Below are 20,381 nucleotides of genomic sequence, written 5' to 3'. Positions count from 1 at the left end.
ACAGGCAGTCTCACGCCGTCGGTTGATGCGGTCAAAGACTGAAACGGCGGGTTCTATGCCAGAACGGCATAGGCTCACCTCGTGGACGTCCTTGGAGCCTGGCGAGCGTTCGTCAATGTGAGCGAACGAGGGAGCTTCACCGAGGGCGCGGCGGCCACCCGGGTGCCGCAGTCGGTCGCGAGCCGCCGGATCGCCGCCCTGGAGAAGCACCTCGGGGAGCGGCTGTTCGACCGGTCGTCGCGCGGGGCGATCCTCACCCAGTTCGGCCGGGACCTGCTTCCCTCGGCGAAGCGTCTCGTCCGCCTGGCCGACGACATGGAGCACGAGGCGGAGCAGGCCAAGCTCAGTCCCCTCCGGCTTGCCGTTCCCGACATCTGTACGGTTCGCGACCTGGCACGGCTCGATGTGGAGGCCCGCCGAAAGGGCATCTACCTGCACTTTCATGCTGCCCTGCCTGCCGAACGGGCGGAACTCGTCCGGTCTCGCGAGGTCCGCGCCGCCCTCGTCGCCGTACCGCCCGGCGACGCGACCTGGTCCGTACGGCTCGGGCTCGCCGGCGCCGCGGATCTCCCGGTGAAGACCGTCTACGCCGAGACGCTCCGGGCCGGCCGCACCGCGCGGTCGTCGCGGCGGAGCCGGATCTGGATCCAGCCCGAGGACGACGTCCCGCACATCCGCGACCGGATGTTCCGGATCCGGGATGCCATCGGTCTACAGCCCGCACAGGTCGGCGTCTCGACCACGCTCACCACTGCAGCGGCGGAGGTCCTCGGCTCGACGGATCTGCTGCTCTGCTCGGTCGGGCAGGCCGAGGAACTGGGGCTACACTGGCGCCCGCTCGGCGAGATCCAGCTCGTCCGCGGCTTCGAGGTGTCGGCCGCCGTCGGGGACGACGCGGAGCGCATCCGGACCCGGCTCCGGCACCCGATCGCCCGCTGCCTCGGCGCAAACGACCGAGACAGCGGGCACGACCAGGACGGAGGGACACCATCAAGGTCGAGCACCTGATGCGACAGCTCCGGCGAGAGCTCGACGATGCCGGGCTGAACGGATCGTTCCTGGTCCGGGATCTGCACTCCGGTGACGAGATCGGTATCGAGCCGGACCTCGAGTTCCCGATCTCCTCGCTCGTCAAGGTCCCGCTCGCCGTCGCGACGCTCGAACGTATCCGGAAGGGGGAACTCGACGGCTCCACCCAGATCCTGGTTCAGCCGACCGGGATCACCGTTCCGGGGCCGACCGGGCTGGGCAGGTTCCGGCATCCGGCCCGGGTCGCCGTCGACGACCTGCTCTACCTCAGCATCGCGGTGAGCGACAGCACGGCGGCGGACGCGCTCTTCGCCCTCACCCCGCCCACCGAGGTCTCCGCGATGCTGCACGGGCTGGGGCTCCGCGGCATCGCGGTCCGCCATACCGTCCAGGAGCTGGTCGAGACTCCGGCGGAACGTCTCGATCCCGGCGAGGTCCACCTCGCCCACTTCCTCGCCATCCAGGCGGGAACGGCCGGGCGGGGGCATCGGGTACCGCAACTGGACGTGACCCGCGCGAACTCGGGATCCGCGCGGGCGTTCGTCGAACTCCTGCAGGCACTGTGGACCCCGTCTCCGATCGACCCTGGCGTGGCCGAGCGGGTACGGGGCCTGATGGCCGACAACCTCCTGCGGCAGCGGCTGGCCCCCGATTTCAGCTCCGACGCGTCCAGGTGGTCCTCCAAGACCGGGACGCTGCTCAACCTCCGTCACGAGGTCGGCGTCGTCGAGCACGCCGACGGCCAGGTCTTCGCCGTCGCCGTACTGACCGAGTCCCGCGTACCGGCCATCAGCCAACCCGGAGCCGAGGCGCTCATGGCACAGGTCGCGCGGACACTCCGCGATCGGCTACGACAGGACGGGCTACGCAACCTTGCCTGCGGGAGCGGTCCAGGTGTTGCATGACTTGGGGTTGCCGGTGGAAGTTGTCAAGCTCGGTGAGACGTCGAGTTGGAAAACGCCGCGAGGCCCCTCGTAACGCAAGACGGGGCCTGACACGTACTCCTCAGGGCCCCGGCATAGTGGCGTGGTGTCCGTTTAGCGGGCCCGCAAGCGAGCATCGAGGTCCGAACGCGGGACGCTGACATGCGAACAGGCACGATCTGGATGATCATGAGGTTCTCGACGCCAAATGATCAGGAAGACCGTGCCTGCCCCCTCATCATTGCCGATCACCCCTGCCTTGAGCCAACTCGCCGAGCTGGCCGCCTCACCACCATCGGAGCTGGAACCAGCCGAGTGCATGGGCCTGCTCGGCGTCCGCCGGGACCCGCTGACGCCGTCCCGTGGCCGAACACGGGCTGGCGCCGGCAGACCAGTGAGCAGGCCTGGGCGACTACGGCGCCGTGCAGATCTAGGCGGCGTTCTCAGTGAACGGCCGGATCGTGTTACGAGCCCTGAGCGTCAGCAGTTTTCTGACTGATCCGGCGGGCGGCCTCGACAACTGCTGAGCGGTGCAGGGCCAGTCGCTCTGGCGGCCAGGACTGGCTGACCTGTCCGGGATCGACGTCCTCGGCGGCCCAGAACCACGCCTGGGCCATGGCGAGGACCATGGTCAGGAGATCGTCCGGCTGTATCTCCAGGGCGAGATCGCCACGCTGCTGCGCGTCGGCCACTTCCGCGACTTTGCGCCGGAAGCTGTCCGGTTCGAGTCCGGTGGCGGAGGGGCGTTCCAGTAGTCTCCACAGTCGCAGGCGCATCAGGTCCGGCCGGGCGACGAGGTGGTCGAAGATCGCGCCGGCGTATCCGGGCAGGTCCTCGACGTCGAACGGGACCGACTCGGCGCCCTCTGTCATCGCCCGGTGCAGCACCTCGTCGAACAGCTGCTCCTTGTTGCCGAAGTAGACGTAGATCAGCCGCTTGTTCGCACCTGCCGCCTCGGCGATCCGGTCCACTCGGGCGCCTGCGATGCCGTGGGTGGCGAATTCAGTGAAGGCGGCGTCGAGCAGCCTGGCCTTGGTGGCGCTGGAGTTCCGTGGCATGTCCGCCACCGTAGCAAGTAACTATCTAGTTATTGACACCCGCAGGCAGTCGCTCTATCGTACATATCTATCTAGTTAGATACTTATCGGAGGAACCTCTATGGAACACCGCGCACTGGGCCGCCAGGGGCTGACCGTCAGCGTGCAGGGTCTCGGCTGCATGGGCATGAGCGTCTTCTACGGCGCCACCGACGAGACCGAGTCGCTGGCCACCATCGACCGCGCCCTGGAGCTGGGCATCACCCTGCTGGACACCGCCGAGAGCTACGGCCCCTTCGTCAACGAGCAGCTCCTTGGCCAGGCGCTGGCAGGGCGCCGGGATGCCGCCGTCCTTGCTACCAAGACCGGCGTGGAGATCACCGACGACGGCCGGCTACTCGACCTGAACGGCCGGCCCGAGTACGTGCGCCGGGCACTAGAACGTTCGCTGCGGCACTTGGGCACCGACCACGTCGACCTGTACTACCTGCACCGCATCGACCCCAAGGTGCCGATCGAGGAGACCATCGGCGCGCTGGCCGAGCTGGTTGCCGAGGGCAAGGTACGCCACATCGGCGTGTGCGAGGCGTCCGCCCAGACGATCCGGCGTGCCCACGCCGTGCACCCGCTCACCGCTGTCCAGACCGAGTACTCGCTCTTCGAACGCGACATCGAACACAACGGCGTGCTCGACACCCTGCGGGAACTGCAGATCGGACTGGTCGCCTACTCCCCGCTGGGGCGCGGCTTCCTCTCTGGCGCCATCACCAGCCCCGACGACTTCGCCGAGGACGACTGGCGCCGGACGGACCCCCGCTTCCAGAGCGAGAACTTCGACCGCAACCTCGACGTCGTCCGCGAGGTGCGCCGCATCGCCTCCGCCAAGGACGTCACGCCCTCCCAGCTGGCCCTCGCCTGGGTCCAGCACCAGGGCGCGGTCGCCATCCCGGGCACCAAGCGGCGCCGCTACCTGGAGGAGAACATCGCTGCGACCGAGGTGACCCTCTCCGCCGAGGACCTCGCCGCGATCGAGGCGGTCGCCCCGCACGGCGTGGTCACCGGCGACCGCTACGCACCCGCGTTCATGGGCACGCTCAACGGCTGAGGCCCGGCCAGCGCCCCACTTCACTCCTCGCAGGGCGGCAACACCCTCGCAACACAGAAACCCACACGTCTCGAAAGGCCCCCATGCCCCAGCCGGGCACTCGGTCCCGTATTGCCATCGGGGTTACGTCGATCACTTTTCTCCCCGATGGGTTCGGGGCCCACAACCCGGATGTCCTGTTCCCTGGTGCGGACTGGACGACGCGCCCCGGCTACCTGGAGGTCGGGCAGCTCAAGACGGCCTCGTCTCCGATGCGCTGCCCGCTGGGGAACTGCGTGACCTCATGCTCGTGCTTTCCCTGAGCAACACTCCGCTCACGCCCGCCGTGGGCGCCAGCATTGACCGTGAGCGCCGGCGCGCCACCGTCGTCGCGACCGCCACCGCGGTGTTGCGGACCTGAACCTTCATCCTCTACCTGGAGTCTGCCCGTGAAAGTCGTCATCTTCGGCGCGTCCGGCATGGTCGGACAGGGCGTACTGCGCGCCTGTCTCCTCGACCCGGCCGTCACGCGTGTGCTGGTGGTGGTCCGCAGCCCGCTTGGCATCAGCCATCCCAAGCTGCGGGAAGTCATCCACCAGGACTTCACCGACCTGTCCGCCATCTCCGGGCAGCTGGTCGGTCTCGATGCCTGCTTCTACTGTCTCGGCATCTCATCGTCCGGTCGCAGCGAGGCGGAGTACACCCGCGTCACCTACGACTACACCCTCGCTGCCGCACGTGCCGTGTCCGCGTCCAACCCCGGATTGACCTTCACCTACGTCTCAGGAGATGGCACCGACAGCAGCGAACGCGGCCGGACCATGTGGGCCCGCGTCAAGGGCCGCACCGAGAACGCTCTGCTGGCCATGCCGATGGACGCGTACATGTTCCGCCCCGGCTATATCCACCCCCGCCACGGAGCAGTCTCCAGGACGCCGGCGTACCGGGTGCTCTACGCCCTCACCTCCTGGCTCTACCCCCTGCTGCACCGCCTCGCTCCCCGTCACACCACAACCACCGAACACATCGGCCGCACCATGCTCGCCGTCACCCGGCCCGGAGCGGTCGAGCAGCGGATCCTGTACAGCCCGGAAATCAACCGGCTGGGCGGCGGGAGCGGGGATGCCGCGACGAAGACAGGGTGATCGACCGCCGCTTCGCTGGTGCCGTAAACCCACGATCCGGCGGATCTTGCTGCCGAACGCTCCAGTGACTCCGGCTCCTCGATCCTCACGTCTACGGAGACGCTGACGCTGACCCCGCGAGACGCCTGGGGCGCCGCGAGTTCCACGATCAACGGCTCGCGCCCGGGGCGTTCACGTGATCCACGGGTGGGTGTGGCGGCGCGGCCACACCCTTCCCGATGTCTTGCCATCGCGCCGACGCGACTGATGTATACATCCGTCAAATAGTTACCCGAGGGAGAACGACATGGCTTCCCATTCCGCTATCTCACCCCAGGAGGCCGCCGACCGGCTGGCCATCCGTGAACTGATCGACGCCTATGCCCACTGTGCGGACCGCCGCGACGCGAAGGGGCAGATGGCGCTCTTCACTGCCGACACCCGGTTCCTCGTGTTCATGGATGCCACGGCTGCCGAGCCGACTCAGGAGCTGCACGGCCGCGACTCGCTGGCTCCGGTCTTCGACAATCTGAACACTTACGAGACCACCACTCACTTCAACGGGCAGAGCACGGTTTCGCTGGACGGAGACCGGGCAACGGCTGAGAGCTATTGCCTGGCGCATCACCTGTCGGTGGATGAGGACGGACAGCGTACGCTGATGATCGCCTCTATCCGCTATCTCGACGAACTCGTCAAGCAGGACATCGGGTGGCTGTTCGCCGAACGCAGACTGATGGTCGACTGGACCGAGACGCGGCCCTCCGTCGCCTGACTCAGTCGAGCTTTTTCACCACGGCTTCGAACTGACCAGAGCATGCAGGGACCGGCCGTCGAGCTGGTCGAGGACACGGGCAACACCGACGGCACGGACCTGGTGCATCTACTGGCCGCGATCGACCACACCACCGGGGTCGTGCTCGCACAAACCGACGTGCACGGCACGACGAACGAGATCACCCGATTCCGTCCCCTCCTACACGACGTTGACCTGGCCGGGCATGTCGTCACCGCTGCAAGGGCCGGGGCCACGGCCGTGAGGAACGACGCACGCTGAAGATCGTCAGCGTGAAAGCCGGGCTGCTGTTCCCTCATGCTGTTCAGGCGATACAGATCAAGCGGCAAGTCCGAGGCATCGCTGTGGGAAGTAAGAGGCGGACTGTCACCGTCTACGCCATCACCAGCGTGCCCGTTCACCAAGCCGGCCCTGCCGAGCTTGCCGCCTGGATCCGCGGACACTGGACCATCGAAAACCGACTTCACTGGGTCCGCGACGTCACCTACGGCGAAGACCATTCCCAGACCCGTACTGGAAACGCACCCCGCGCCATGGCTACGCTGCGCAACCTCGCCATCAGTGCCCTGCGCTTGACCGGCACCGACAACATCGCCAAAGCCATCCGACATCTCGCCCGAGACGCCGCCCGCCCCCTCCAGATCCTCGGGATCAGGTGATCAATCGCCACTCAACCGACTTTGCCGGGACCCTGACGTACTCCTCGACCTCCATCGGTATTCCAGCCGCACCTATCGACCCTTGGAGGGGAGAAGATGGTTGTCGCCTCCCGGTGTCCGCCGTACACGCAGGGTGCTGGGCGAGATCGGTCAATGGCGCGCCTGCGACGCCATGCGTGACTGGGTGAGGCGGTAGTGCGAGGGCGGGACGCCGTAACGGTCGATGAAGGCTTGGCGCAGGGTCTCGGCCGTGCCGAATCCACAGCGACTGGCCACGGTGGCCATGCACAGGGAAGTGGAGACCAGCAGGTGAGCTGCCGCTTCCGCGCGGGCCTGCCGTACGAACTTGCCCGGGGTCTGTCCGAGGTGTTGGAGGAACAGCCGCGTCAGGTGCCGCTCGCTCACGCCCGCGTCGGTGGCCAGCGCCGCGACGGTCAGGTCTGCGTCCAGGTGGCCGGTGATGTGGTCGACCACCCGTTTGACCAGGCTGTTGGACGGCGGTGGGGCGGCGGTGAACATGCTCATCTGCGCCTGGTTGCCCGGCCGCTGCAGGTAGGTCACGAGCTGCCGGGCTACGGTCCGCGCGAGCTCGGCGCCGTTGTCCTCCTCGATGAGGGCGAGCGTCAGGTCAAGGGCGCTGGTGACGCCGGCCGAGGTGTAGACGTTTCCGTCACGGATGAAGATGGGGTCGGGATCCACGTGGACCTCCGGGTGGCGCGCGGCGAGTTGGTCCGCCCAGCTCCAGTGGGTGGTGGCGCGCCGGCCGTCGAGGAGTCCGGCGGCGGCCAGGATCCACGTTCCCGTGCACACGGACGCCACCCGGCGGCTCTCTCGTGCCAGCCGACGGATGTGCGCGAGAACCAGCCGGTTGGCCGCTGCGTCCTGGCTGCCGATCCCACCGGACACGAGCAGCGTGTCGATCGGGCCTGTGACCCGTTCGAGCTTCTCGCTGGTGTGCAGCGTCACGGTAGGGCCGCAGTCGATGGGCCGCGCTCCCGGTGTAACCAGGCGGACCTTGTAGTAGGGAGCCGCGCCGTACCAGTTCGCGCTCTCCAAGCTCGCCACCACGCAGGCGATGTCGAGTAACGCGGCGGCGTCGTACCCGACGACCACGAAATGCCGCTCCTTCATGACCCAACTGTAGGCCGGAAAGACCGACTGCCCAAGATTCCAGACCTCCCCGCCCGCATTCCTTGGGCGCGGCCTCCCCGCCTCACATAGTTGAACCATGACTCAGACAGCGACGAAAGCGCACAGCGGCTGGCTCAGGTTCACCCTCCACTACATCGAAATGATCGTCGCGATGTTCGTCGGGATGTTCGCCCTGGGGGCCCTCCAGCCCGCGGTCGGCCTGGCTTTCTCCCACGCGCAGTACCCCGAGCTCGGCTACCTGGTGATGGCCTTCAACATGTCCGTCGGCATGGCCGTCTGGATGCGTTTCCGCGGCCACGCCTGGCGGCACACCCTCGAGATGTGCGCCGCCATGTTCGCCCCGGCCGTTCCGCTGTTCCCTCTGCTCTGGCTGGGTGTGATCGACGGCGGCGCGCTGATGGTCCTCGCGCATCTGGCCATGTTCCCCCTCATGCTCGGCGCGATGCTCCTGCGCCACTCGGAACACATCTAAATGCGGCTACCGTGGGGTCGGTGAAGGATCAGCGTGCGGGGGTCGCACGGCCGGGGCGTGGCCACCGATCGAGCGGGCGGCCGATGGTCGCGTCGCTCCTCGCTCTGGCCGTCGCGGTCTCCGGCTGCGCCGCCTCGCAGGGCGCCGCCTCCACGACCGCTCCCAGCCAGACGGCGACACGGCCGGCTCCAGAGCGGTCGGCGACGCCACCGGCGAAGGAGCCCGCACGCCAGGCGCCCGTCCTGCCCGCACCGGACGCGGCGATCCCCACCGGCCCAGCGGAACTGGCCCGTTCCCTGGCCGGCACCACCGCAGAGCTGCGACGGGCCATCGATGACTGGGTGCGCGAGGGAGACCCCGCCAAAGGGAATCCCCCTGAGCCGGTGGTGCTGCTGGCCCTGCACCAGCAGCGCATCTACCGCTACCTGGTCAGCAATCCACAGGTCGCCTCCCGCACCTACGCCAGGTTGCCGAAGGCCCTGGCCGGGCAGGCCGAAGACAACGTGACAGCCGGCCGGGATCTGCTCTCCCTCGTCCACCCCATCAGCGGGTCGGCGAAATTCCGTGTCCAGCCGCCCGAACCCGCCGATGTCCTGCTCGGCCATTTCCGGCGTGCCGGGCGCCGGTTCGGCGTCGAGTGGGAGGTACTGGCGGCGGTGATGTTCGTCGAGACCAAGTTCGGCCGAGTCAGGTCACCGAGCTACACGGGCGCCAAGGGGCCCATGCAGTTCATGCCGGGAACGTGGGACGCCTACGGGATGGGCGGTGACGTCCACGACACCCGCGACGCCCTGCTCGCCGCGGCCAACTACCTGCACGCGTCGGGGGCACCGCGCGACTACCGGCGCGCGCTGTACGCCTACAACCACTCCCAGGCCTACGTCAACGCGGTGCTGCTGTACACGCGCCAGATCAAGCGGGACATCCGGAACTACTACGCCTACTACAACTGGCAGGTGTTCGTGGTCACCACCCGTGGCGACCGCCGCCTCACCGGCCCCTGACCTCACCTGACCCTGCCAAAGAGGGGAACGCCTACCGGCCGGCGTACACGCGAAGACGACCTTGATCCTCCGTCCCCGAGCTGTTGCCCCTCCGGGGTGGGACGAGGCAGACGGGAAGATCCGGCGGGAGAAGTGTGCGCGGCCGGGCATGCGGCGTGGGGGCCGGTCCCGGCCGCCGACAGCTCAGGCCGCGTAGTCACAAGCGTCCCTTGCTCACGAACTTCGGTGTCTGCCAGGAGCGGAAGCGCCTCGCCTACGCCGACGACGCTCGGGTAGCTCCGCCCACCTACGCGCAACAGGCATGCCGAGGATGGCAAGAACGAGCAGGAGCCAAACGGCCAGCTTCCACCAGCCGAGGACATAACCCCACCGGATGAGCACCCCGATCAGCACCATGACGACCGAGGCAAACAAGCATAGAAATCTGTACGCGTGGGTCCTCCACGACAGTGTGACGCACGCGCCCAGGAGTGTTAGTCCAAGGAGCCAGTCCCAGAGGAAGCTTCCGAGGACAGGAGTCGGCTCATCCTGGCGGAGGAAAGCGCCTCCTACTACGAACCATGGCCAAGGCGACCCAAAGAAAGCACGCACCCACCGCACATTCCGACCATAGCCGACCGATTGCTGATCTTTAATTCGTGATGCTCAATGATCATGTGCAGGTGTTGGTTTCCTGCGGTATGCCCAAGTCATGCGGTACGCGCAAGGCGGCGGGCTGACCGCCGCGCAACGAGCCTGGACCACCTGGTGCGTGTGGTCAAGCGGGGGCTGAAGAAGATCCAGTACCGGCCACATCTGATCGATGGCTGCCTGGCCGGGACCGGCCTGGTCCTCAAGCCGTTGTAACTCCACGCATTAAAGCTCAGCAGTCCACTATTGATGACCCTCTTGCGTAATGTCATGATTTAAACGCAAGAAAGGAGATAATTCTATGTGACCGGCGTGTCACAATACGACATTTTCCACCCGCCGAAACTACGGAGCGTCACTTGTCGCAAGGCAGTCAGAATATTACACAAAAGTGATTAAATCCGACTTAATACCGTTAAGGTAACAAAACGATCTTCGTCTTACTCCGGCCGCGCGCCTTTTGCCACTCTTGCCCTCGTATGACCTGTGCGCCCTTTTCCGTACACCAAGAGGAGATCCGTAGGTGGTTGGCAACCTTGCGCTGCTCGAACCGGTTCACAAGGCCTTCGAGCAGCAGGTGCGGCGGACTCCTCAGCACACAGCGATCGTCGCCGGGACGACCCGCACGACCTACACCGACCTCAACGCCCAGGCCAACCGGATAGCCCACGAGCTCATCTCCCGGGGAGTAGGCCGAGGCTCGACCGTCGGCGTGTGCCTGAACCGCGACGAGACGCTGATCACGGCGCTCCTGGGCGTCTGGAAGACCGGCGCCGCCTACGTGCCGCTGGACTCGACCTATCCGGCCGACCGCCTGGAGTTCATCATCGATGACGCCGGGGTGTCACACACGGTGACCTCCGCGGCGCTGTCGGAGCGGCTGCCGGGGCGCGACCTCATCCTGGTGGACACGGTCGACGACCGCCCGTCCGACGATCCGGACCTGCCGAGCGACCCGGCCGACCTGGCCTACATCATGTACACCTCCGGCTCGACCGGCCGCCCCAAGGGCGTCGCGGTCGAACACCGCAACGTGATGACGCTGCTGCGCTGGGACGCCGACTACTTCACCGCCGAGGAGCTGGCCGGGTTCCTCGCCTCGACCTCGGTCTGCTTCGATCCGTCCGTCCCCCAGCTCTACCTCCCCCTGCTGCTGGGCGGCACGGTGATCATGGCGGAGAACCCCCTCGCGCTGCACACTCTGCCCGCCAGGGACGAGGTCACGATGGTCAGCGCGGCGGCCTCGGCGCTGACCGCGCTGCTGCGGGAGCCGCTGCCTCCGGGTGTGCGCACGGTGCTCTCCAGCGGCGAGCCGGTGAGCCGGGCGCTGGCCGACCGCGTCTTCGCCAGCCCTGGCGTGCGGCGCATGGTGAACCTGTACGGGCCGACCGAGTGCACCGTGCACTGCTGCGCTCACGAGATCTCCAGGGACGAGACGGGCGAGCCGCCGATCGGCATGCCGTACGCCTGGTCGGAGCTGTCGGTGCGCGGCGCCGGCGGCGAGGCGCTCGGCGACGGCGAGTCCGGCGAGCTGTGGGTGGCCGGTCCGCTGGTCAGCCGGGGCTACCTGGACCGGCCCGAGCTGACCGCCGAGCGGTTCGTGACCGACACCGAGGGCGTGCGTCACTACCGCACCGGCGACCTGGTCCGCAGGGAGGGCGGGGTCTACTTCTACGAGGGGCGGATCGACGACCAGGTGAAGGTCGCGGGCTTCCGTGTCGAGCTGGGCGAGGTGCAGGGCAGGCTGGTGCGCCACCCGCTGGTGAACCATGCCGTTGTGCTCGCCCCCACCGACGAGGAGGGCACCCGGCGGCTGGTCGCCTACGTCGAACCGGCCGGTCCCGGCCTCAACGACGGGCAGGTGCGGTCCTGGCTGCGCGACTGGCTGCCCGACTACATGATCCCCTCCAGGGTCGTGTTCCTCGACGCCATCCCCGTGGGTCCCACGGGGAAGGCCGACCGCTCCCGGCTGCCCGCGGTGAGCTTCTCCTCCGCCCAGGGCTCCTCCACTCCGGGCTCCTCCGCCCCGGCGTCCTCCGTCACCGTGGGCGCGGCCGAGAGCGAGTACGTCGCCCCCCGCGACGAGACCGAGCGGCGGCTCGCCGCCATCACCGCCGAGGTGCTCGGCGCCCAGCGGGTCGGCGTCCACGACCACTTCCTCGACCTGGGCGGGCACTCCCTGGCCGCCGCCAGGATCTGCGCCAGGATCGAGCACGCGCTCGGGGTCCACGTCCCGCTGACGACGTTCCTGGCGCGGCCCACGGTCGCCGAGCTGGCGCCGTATGTCGCCGAGGCCGCCCCGGCCGCCGTGACACCGCTGGTCCGCCATGCCGGGCGGACCAGCTATCCGCTGACCAGCGTCCAGCGCGACCTGTGCCTGCTGCGCGACATCAGCCACAACTCCGGCGCCACCGCCATCGCCTTCCGGCTCGGGCTGCGCGGCCTCACCTCGGCGGAGCCGCTGCGGGCCGCGTTGGACGCGATCGTGCGCCGCCACGAGGCGCTGCGCGCCGTTGTCGTGGACGGCGTGACCGTCGAGGTCAGGCCGCCGACGCCGGTACCACTGGACGAGCACCGCCCGGCTTCGGCGGAGGAGGCCGACGAGCTGCGACGGGCCGCGGTCGCCCATGACTTCGACATCTCCCGGGAGTCGCCGCTGCTGCGGGCCACCCTGCTGTGGTCGGGGCCGGACAGCGCGGAGATGGTGCTCCTCACCGACCACACCGCGTTCGACGGCTGGTCGCTGGGGGTCGTCATGCGGGATCTCCTCGACGGGCTCACCCACCCCGGCGACGTCCCGGAGCCGCCGTTCCAGGTCGGCGACGCCGCGCTGCGCGAGCAGGCGACCGCCGGAGACACCGAGGCGTTGCGGGCCTTCTGGGCCGAGGAACTCGCCGGGGCGGTCCCGCCGTACGATCTGCTACCCCGCCCGGACGACCGTCCCAGCAGCCTGCGCGGCGAGCGCCTGGTGCGCCGGATCGACCCGGCGACGGCCGCGCGGGCCGGCGAGCTCGCGGCCGACTGCGGTGCCACCCCGTTCGCCGTCTACCTGACCGTGCTCGGCATGCTGGTCGCCGGGCTGACCGACCGGCGGGACGTCGTCCTCGGCGCCGCCGTGGCCGATCGCGCCGACCCCGGTCTGGAGGCCGTGGTCGGCATGCTGGTCGACGTGGTGCCGGTACGGCTGCGCCTGGAGGACGGGCTGTCGCTGCGCGCGGCCGTACGGCACGCGGGAGCCGTGACCGCCCGCGCGATGGACCACCGCGCGCTGCCCGCACGGGAACGGTCCGAGGCCGGCGGCGTCGAGCGCCCGCCCGGCACGGTGCTGACGCCTGTCACGCTCTCGATCCAGCCGTCGGAGGTCCCGCTCTCCCTGGAGCGCGAGGGCGTGGGCGTGGACCTGGTCGGCGAGCTGGACGCGGGCAGCGCCCAGGCGCCGTTGATCGTCTACTTCAACGCCACAGCAGCCGGGCCCGAGCTCCAGGTCGAGTACGACGTGGAGCACCTGGAACGTGCCGAGGCCGAGATCCTCACCGACCGTCTGGTCCGCCTGCTGGCGGACGCGCTGGCTCACCCCGACCGGCCGCTGTCGGCTTTCGAGGTGGTCGGCGCCGAGGAGCGGGCGGCGCTGCTGGCCGCGGGGACCGGCGTGCCGCTGCCCGCCGACGCGCCACGGACCGTGGTGGAGGCGGTGCTGGAGCAGGCCGTACGGCGCCCGCACGCCCCGGCGGTCGTCGACGCCGACGGCGTCCTCACCTACGGCGAGTTGGCCGGCTGGTCGCGGCGGGTGGCCGCGGCGCTCATCCCGGCAGCCGCGGGCGCCTGCGTGGGCGTGTGCCTGCCCCGCGACCGGTACCTCCCCGCGGCGCTGCTGGGCGTGCTGCTCGCCGGTTCCGCCTACGTTCCGCTCGACCCCGGCCATCCGCTCCAGCGGCTCCGCCACCAGGTCGACGACTCCGGCACCAAGGTGATCATCGCGGCGGGCGAGGGGCTGGCGGTGGCCGAGAGTCTGGGCGCCACCGTCATCGACCTGGTCGGGTTGTCCTCGGCGGAAGCCGTACAGGACGGGGTGGATCCCGGTGACCTCTCACCGGTGGAACCCGGCGGCCTCGCCTACGTCCTCTACACCTCCGGCTCCACCGGCAGGCCCAAGGGCGTCGAGGTCACCCACGCCAACCTCGCCGCGTTCGTCGCCTCGATGACGGTCACCCCGGGGATCAGGCCCGGCGACGTGATGCTCGGCCTGACGCCGTTCTCGTTCGACGTGTTCGGCTTCGACCTGTGGGTGAGCCTCTGCCACGGCCTGCGGCTGGAGCTGCTGGGCCGTGACGACGCGCTCGACGGGCGGGCCGTCGCGCGGCGGGCCGAGGAGGCGGGGGTCACGCTGATGACCGCGACCCCGACGACGCTGCGCATGCTGGTCGCCTCCGGCTGGCGCGGCGGGGACGTGCGCGTGGTCGGCATCGGCGAGGTGCTCGACCCGGCCCTCGCCGGTGACCTGCTGGAGCGGGTCGCCGAGCTGTGGAACGCCTACGGCCCCACCGAGACCACGATCTACTCCACCATGATCCAGGTCACGGCCCCGGTCGGTGACCAGGTGCCGATCGGCACGCCGTTGGCCGGGGAGCGGGCCTACGTGCTCGACCGGGCGGGCCGCATGCTGCCCGCCGGAACGCCCGGCGAGCTGTGGATCGGCGGCGCCGGCGTGGCCAGGGGCTACCGGGGCCGGCCGGAGCTGACCGCCGCGGCCTTCACCGAGGACCCGCTGGGCGGGCGCCGCTACCGTACCGGCGACCTGGCCCGCTGGCGGCCCGACGGCACGCTCGACTTCCTCGGCCGCCGGGATCAGCAGGTGAAGGTCCGCGGCCACCGGATCGAGCTGGGCGAGATCGAGACCGTGCTCCGCGAGAGCGTCGCCGACGCGGCCGTGACCGTCTACGGCGGTGACCATCTGGTCGGCTACCTCGCCGCGCCACCGGAGACCGACACCGGCGAGCTGGAACGGCACCTGAGCTCCCGGCTCCCCGACTACATGGTCCCCCGCCGCTGGGTGCTCCTGGACGCCCTGCCCGTCACGGCCTCCGGCAAGGTGGACCGTACCGCCCTGCCCGAACCCGGCGGTGAGGCCACGCGGGTGCCACCGAGCACCGAGGCCGAGCTGCTGGTCGCCGAGGTGTGGGCCGCCGTGCTGAAACGCTCCGACCTCGGCGCGCACGACGACTTCTTCGCCCTCGGCGGTCACTCCGCGACCGCCGCCCTCGTGGCGGCCCGGCTGAGCGACGCCCTGGACCTGCGGGTGCCCGTGCGCCTGCTGTTCGAACGGCGGACGCTGGCCGACTACGCCGCGCGGCTTGAGTCCCTGCTGCTGGCCGACATGGAGGCGGGGGCATGACCGGGCCTGTCGACGTCATCAACGGATATAGCGCCTCGGTCATGAGGCCGACGGAGGAGGTCTCATGACCATCAGCGACGAGCGCCGGAGTGCCCTCGCGGCCCGGCTGTCGGCCGCGCGCCGCGCCGCCGCCCAGGCCGCCCCGGCGATCCCCGCCAGGGAGGCGACCGGCGGCCCCGCTCCCCTGTCCCCCGCCCAGGCCCGGCTGTGGTTCCTCGCCCAGCTCGACGACCTGGCCGCCTACAACGTGCCCGCCGCCGTACGGCTGCGCGGCCCGCTGGACACCGCCGCGCTGCGGGGCGCCGTGCGCGACCTCGCGGACCGGCACGAGGTGTTGCGCAGCCTCGTCACCGACGAGGGCGCCACCCCGGTCGACGCCGACCGGGTCCCGATCACGGTCGAGGACCTCGACGACCACGATCTGCTGGAGGGGCGGCTGCAGGAGGAACTCGGCCGCCCGTTCGCGCTGGACTCCGAGCCGCCCACCCGCGTCCTGCTGCTCCACCTCACCGGCACCGACGAGCACGTCCTGGCGCTGACCGTGCACCACATCGCCTTCGACGCCTGGTCGCGGAACCTGGCGCTGGCCGAGCTGGCCGCCCTGTACGCGGCACGGTGCGGCCTGGCCGAGCCGCCCGCACCGCCGCAGGTGCAGTACGCCGACTACGCGGCGTGGCTGGCCGGGCAGCCGGAGGGCGACCTCGCCTGGTGGGCCGGACGGCTGGCCGGGCTCGAACCGGTCCTGGACCTGCCCGTGGACCGGGCCCGGCCGTCGGTCGCCGACTGGTCGGGCGCCACCGTCCCGGTACGGCTGGCGCCCGCGCTGACCGCCAGGGTCCGCGAGGTCGCCGCCGAGACCGGCTGCACGCCGTTCATGGTGCTGCTGGCCGCCTGGCAGGAGCTGCTGGGCCGGATCTCCGGCACCGACGACGTGCCGGTCGGCGTGCCCGAGGCGGGACGGCTCCATCCCGACGCCGCGCGCATGCTCGGCTGCTTCGTCAACACGCTCGTCCTGCGCGGCGACAGGTCCGGCGAGCCGACCGGCCGCGAGCTGCTGGCCCGGACCAAGGACGCCGCGCTGGACGCCCTCACCCACCGCGACGTGCCGTTCGAACGGATCGTGGAGCACCTGCACCCCGAGCGGAGCCTCGCCACCACGCCGATCTTCCAGGTGCTGCTCAACGTCCTGGACGACCGCCCCCAGGCGCTGGACTTCCCCGGCCTGACCGCGGAGCCCGTGCAGGCCTCGCTGCGCACCACCAAATACGACCTCAACCTCGCCTTCGTCAACGAGGGCGAGGAGTACGACGGCGAGCTCACCTACCGCACCGACCTGTTCGACGAGTCGACCGTGCGGCGCATGGCCGGCTGGTACCTGAACCTGCTGGAGGGCATGCTCGCCGACCTGGACACGCCCGCGGCGGCCGTACCGCTGGAGCCGGTGACCGGGCCCGTGGTCGCGGGCACGCGGATGCGGATGGACCTGACCCGGCCGCTGCACGCGGTGATCGGCGACCGGGTACGGAGCACGCCGGAGGCGACCGCCGCGGTGGACGCCTCCGGATCGCTCACCTACGGCGAGGTGGACCGGCTGGCCAACCGTCTGGCCCACCACCTGGTCGCGGCCGGGGTGCGGCCGGACGAGCCGGTCGGCGTGCTGGTCAACCGGCACTCCGGGCTGGTCCCCGCGCTCCTGGGCGTGCTGCGGGCGGGCGGCGCCTACATGCCGATGGAGCCCGCCTACCCCGACGACCGCCTCGCCTACATGATGGAGACGGCCGGCGCGCGTGTCGTGCTGGCCGACCGCGAGCACGCCGGCCGGGTCCCCGGCACGCTGGTCCTGCCCGACCTCCTGGCCGCCGGGCCCGACGAGCCCCTGGAGGTCGACGTCACCCCCGGCCACCTCGTGCATGTGATCTTCACTTCCGGCTCCACCGGGCGGCCCAAGGGCGCCGCGATCGAGCACCGGTCGGCACTGCACTACCTGCACGGCGTGGCCGAGCTGGTGCCCGACACCTACGCGTCCTACGGCGTGGTCTCCACGATCGCCTCCGACCTGGTGATGACCTGCCTGTACGGCGCGCTCGTCCGGGGCGCCGCGGTCCATTTCGTGGACCAGGACGCCGCCGTCGACCCGGAGGCGTACACCGCCCATCTCGCGGCGCACCCCATCGATGTGATCAAGATGGTGCCCAGCCATCTGGAACTGCTGGCCGCCCACGGCGACCTGGCCCGGATGCTGCCGCGCCGGCTGCTCATCCTCGCCGGTGAGGCGACGTCGTGGGAGCTGGCCGAGCGTATCCGCGCGGCCCGCCCCGACCTGGAGGTGCAGATCCACTGCGGGCCGACGGAGACGATGGTCTCGGTGCTCGGCGGCCGGGTGCCCGACCGTCCGTCGGGGTCGGGGTCGGTTCCGCTGGGCCGTCCGCTGCCCGGCGTCGACTGCTACGTCGTCGACCCCGCGGGCCGTCCGCTGCCCGCCGGGGTGCCCGGCGACCTGTGGGTGGCCAGCCCCAGCCTGGCCCGCGGCTACCTGAACCGCACCGACCTGACCGCCGAGCGGTTCGTCCCCGACCCGGTGACCGGAGCCGGCCGCTGCTACCGCACCGGCGACCGGGTCCGGCTCAACTCCGCCGGACTCGTGGAGTTCCTCGGCCGGGTCGACGACCAGGTCAAGATCAGGGGCTTCCGGGTGGAGCTGGGCGAGGTGAAGGCCGCTCTGCAGGAGCAGCCCGGGGTCCGGGAGGCCGCGGTGCTGCCGATCGGCGAGCGCCGCTCCCGGCGGCTGGCCGCCTGGGTCGCGCCCGCCTCCGTGGACCTCGCCGCGGTCCGGGCGGGGCTGCGCGAGCGGTTGCCCGACTACATGGTCCCGCCCGCGATCGTTGTCCTCGACGAGCTGCCGCTCACCCCGCTGGGCAAGGTCGACCGGGCCCGCCTGCCGATCCCCGAGGCGGCGCCCGCCGCGGAGCGGGTCGCGCCGAGCACACCGACCGAACTGCGGATCGCGGCGGTGTGGGCGGACATCCTGGACGTGGAGGACGTCGGCGTCGACGACGACTTTTTCGCGCTGGGCGGCGACTCCTTCCGCGCGGTGCGGGCGGTCCGGGAGATCGACCCGGCGCTGCGGGTGATCGACCTGTTCACCCGGCCCACGATCCGTGAGCTGGCCACCCACCTCGACGGCGGCGCCGAGGCCACGGCCGGGCTGCTGCACCGCCTGGCCGGTCCGCGCACGGCGAGCCTTACCCTCGTCTGCCTGCCCTACGGCGGCGGCTCGGCCGCCGCCTACCAGCCACTCGCCACCGAGCTGGCCCGCACCTCCCCCACCACGGCGGTGCTCGCCGCCGAGCTGCCCGGGCACGACCCGGCCCGGCCCGACGAGGCCCTGCTGTCGATGCCGGAGCTGACCGACCGGATCGTGGCCGAACTGGCCGGGATCTCCGGCCCGGTCGCGCTGTACGGCCACTGCGTCGGCTCGGCCGCCGCGACCGAGCTGGCGCTGCGGCTGGAGGCGTCCGGGACACCGGTCGCCGGCGTCTTCGTCGGCGGCAGTTTCCCCGACGCGCGGCTGCCCGGACGGCTGTCGGCCTGGTGGAATCGGAGGTTCCCCGCTCACCGCTGGGCCTCCGACCGCACCCAGCGCGACTTCCTGCGCACACTGGGCGCCCTGGATGACGACTTCGGCGATACCGAGATCATGCTGCGCGGCCTGCGGCATGACGTCGAGGAGGCGCAGACCTGGTTCGGCCGCCACCTCGACTCCTCCTCCTTCGAGGAGCGCAGGCTCAAGGCGCCGCTGCTGTGCGTGATCGGCGAGCGGGACCGCGCGACCGAGCTCTACCAGGAGCGCTACCGCGAGTGGGGGGCGTTCGCCGACCAGGTGGAGCTGGCCACGATCCCCCGGGCCGGTCACTACTTCCTCAAGCACCAGCCCGCGGCCCTGGCCCGGCTGATCGAGGAGCACCTGGACCGCTGGACCGACGGCGACCTGCCCGAGCCGATCGGAGAGGTCGAGGTCGCGGGCCGGAGCGCCCGCCGGGACCTGCGCCGCTTCTACACCGTCGCGGCCGGGCAGACCGTGTCGCTGCTCGGCGCCGCGCTGACCTCCTTCGCGTTGGGCGTGTGGGCCTACCAGGAGAGCGGGCGGGTGCTGGACTACGCCCTGGTCACCATGCTCGCCCTGTTGCCGTCGCTGCTGGCGGCGCCGTTGGGCGGCGCGGTCGCCGACCGGGTGGACCGGCGGCTGGTCATGCTGGTGTGCGACGGCGTCTCCGCCGCGGCCACCGCGGTCCTGGTGATCCTGCTGTGGCTGGGACGGCTGGAGGTCTGGCAGGTCGGAATCATCGCCGGGCTGCTGTCGCTGGTGACGGCCTTCCACCGGCCCGCCTACCTGGCGGCGGTGGCGCAGCTGGTGCCCAAGCCGTACCTCATGCAGGCCAACGCGCTGGCGAACCTCGGCACCGGCCTGGGCATGTTCGTCGGGCCGCTGGGCGGCGCCGCGCTCATCACGCTGGTCGGGCTGCACGGCGTGGTGGCCGTGAACATCGTCACGTTCCTCGCCGGGCTCGGCACGCTGCTGCTGGTCCGCTTCCCCGACCGGCTGTTCGTCCGCCTGGAGGAGTCCTTCGGGCAGGCCATCATCGGTGGCTGGCGCTTCCTCGTACGGCGCCGCCCCCTGATGATCATGATCGGGTTCTTCGTCGTGGAGAACTACCTGGGCATGCTCGCCCTGGCTGTGACGGTGCCCACGGTGCTGTCGTTCAGCGACGTCGCGGGCGTGGGCACGGTGACCGCGATGCAGGGCCTGGGCGCGGTGCTCGGCTCCCTGATCATGGTGTTCTGGGGCGGCACCGAGCGGCGCGCGATCGGCATGGTCGGCTTCGTGATCGGGCTCGGGGCCGGGGTGCTGCTGGTCGGGCTGCGGCCCTCGCTGATGCTGGCGGCCTTCGGCGGGCTGATGTGGTGGGCGTTCCTCAGCGTGCTGAACGCGCACTGGCTCGCGCTCATCCAGCTCAAGGTCGGCCTGGAACTGCAGGGCCGGGTGCTGGCCACCAACCAGATGCTGGCGGTGTCGATGAC

12 protein-coding genes and 1 pseudogene are annotated in these 20,381 nt (G+C 70.5%); 11 read left to right on the top strand and 2 right to left on the bottom strand.

Going from position 1 to position 20,381, the window contains the following annotated elements; all coding sequences use genetic code 11:
- The first annotated feature begins 81 nt into the window (after positions 1-81).
- Both ACIN94_RS03060 and ACIN94_RS03055 read left to right on the top strand, forming a co-directional pair.
- The gene (locus ACIN94_RS03060; protein WP_400698816.1) at positions 82-1,008 is read left to right on the top strand and encodes a LysR family transcriptional regulator; all 927 of its coding nucleotides are present in this window, start codon (positions 82-84) and stop codon (positions 1,006-1,008) included.
- Entirely contained in the window at positions 1,008-1,934 is a 927-nt protein-coding gene (locus ACIN94_RS03055; RefSeq protein ID WP_400698813.1) for a serine hydrolase, read from the top strand. Before ACIN94_RS03060 ends, ACIN94_RS03055 begins: the two co-directional genes overlap by 1 nt.
- Positions 1,935-2,416: 482 nt before the next feature.
- On the opposite strand, the gene ACIN94_RS03050 is transcribed toward ACIN94_RS03055, so the two are convergent.
- Positions 2,417-3,010, bottom strand: coding sequence for a TetR/AcrR family transcriptional regulator (locus tag ACIN94_RS03050; protein WP_400698811.1), 594 nt, complete (start codon positions 3,008-3,010; stop codon positions 2,417-2,419).
- Between the two features lie 100 nt (positions 3,011-3,110).
- On the opposite strand from ACIN94_RS03050, the gene ACIN94_RS03045 reads away from it, so the two are divergent.
- The 5 genes from ACIN94_RS03045 (at position 3,111) to ACIN94_RS03025 (ending at position 6,652) form a co-directional block, all read left to right on the top strand.
- Positions 3,111-4,094 (top strand): aldo/keto reductase, encoded by a 984-nt coding sequence (locus tag ACIN94_RS03045; protein WP_400698807.1) that lies wholly within the window; start codon positions 3,111-3,113, stop codon positions 4,092-4,094.
- 428 nt (positions 4,095-4,522) lie between these two features.
- Positions 4,523-5,218: an epimerase gene (locus tag ACIN94_RS03040; protein ID WP_400698804.1), complete on the top strand. Its 696-nt coding sequence runs from the start codon at positions 4,523-4,525 to the stop codon at positions 5,216-5,218.
- A 286-nt stretch (positions 5,219-5,504) separates the two neighbouring features.
- Entirely contained in the window at positions 5,505-5,972 is a 468-nt protein-coding gene (locus tag ACIN94_RS03035) for a nuclear transport factor 2 family protein (RefSeq protein WP_400698801.1), read from the top strand.
- Positions 5,973-6,014: 42 nt separating this feature from the next.
- Positions 6,015-6,254 (top strand): hypothetical protein, encoded by a 240-nt coding sequence (locus ACIN94_RS03030; protein WP_400698798.1) that lies wholly within the window; start codon positions 6,015-6,017, stop codon positions 6,252-6,254.
- 11 nt (positions 6,255-6,265) lie between these two features.
- A complete protein-coding gene (locus ACIN94_RS03025; RefSeq protein WP_400698795.1) occupies positions 6,266-6,652 on the top strand; it encodes a transposase in 387 nt (128 codons plus the stop codon).
- Positions 6,653-6,802: 150 nt separating this feature from the next.
- Here the strand turns inward: ACIN94_RS03025 and ACIN94_RS03020 are convergent, their stop codons facing one another.
- Entirely contained in the window at positions 6,803-7,783 is a 981-nt protein-coding gene (locus tag ACIN94_RS03020) for a GlxA family transcriptional regulator (RefSeq protein WP_400698793.1), read from the bottom strand.
- Between the two features lie 97 nt (positions 7,784-7,880).
- Here ACIN94_RS03020 and ACIN94_RS03015 point away from each other — a divergent pair, with 97 nt between their 5' ends.
- The 4 genes and pseudogenes from ACIN94_RS03015 to ACIN94_RS03000 all read left to right on the top strand — a co-directional run.
- Entirely contained in the window at positions 7,881-8,276 is a 396-nt protein-coding gene (locus tag ACIN94_RS03015) for a hypothetical protein (RefSeq protein WP_400698790.1), read from the top strand.
- A 20-nt stretch (positions 8,277-8,296) separates the two neighbouring features.
- On the top strand, positions 8,297-9,280 hold the full coding sequence (locus tag ACIN94_RS03010; RefSeq protein WP_400698787.1) for a lytic murein transglycosylase: 984 nt from the start codon (positions 8,297-8,299) through the stop codon (positions 9,278-9,280).
- 1,153 nt (positions 9,281-10,433) lie between these two features.
- Positions 10,434-15,302 carry an amino acid adenylation domain-containing protein gene (locus ACIN94_RS03005; RefSeq protein WP_400698784.1) on the top strand — a complete coding sequence of 1,623 codons (4,869 nt, stop codon included), beginning with the start codon at positions 10,434-10,436 and terminating at the stop codon, positions 15,300-15,302.
- A 64-nt stretch (positions 15,303-15,366) separates the two neighbouring features.
- Positions 15,367-20,355: pseudogene (locus ACIN94_RS03000) on the top strand (amino acid adenylation domain-containing protein); the annotation flags it as partial.
- Between the last annotated feature and the right edge of the window lie 26 nt (positions 20,356-20,381).

Origin of the sequence: Streptosporangium sp. NPDC087985 (genome assembly GCF_044741965.1) — a bacterium.
Lineage (GTDB): Bacteria > Actinomycetota > Actinomycetes > Streptosporangiales > Streptosporangiaceae > Streptosporangium.
The sequence above is the reverse complement of the archived record's forward strand: the minus strand, read 5'-3'. Positions and strand labels throughout refer to the sequence as shown.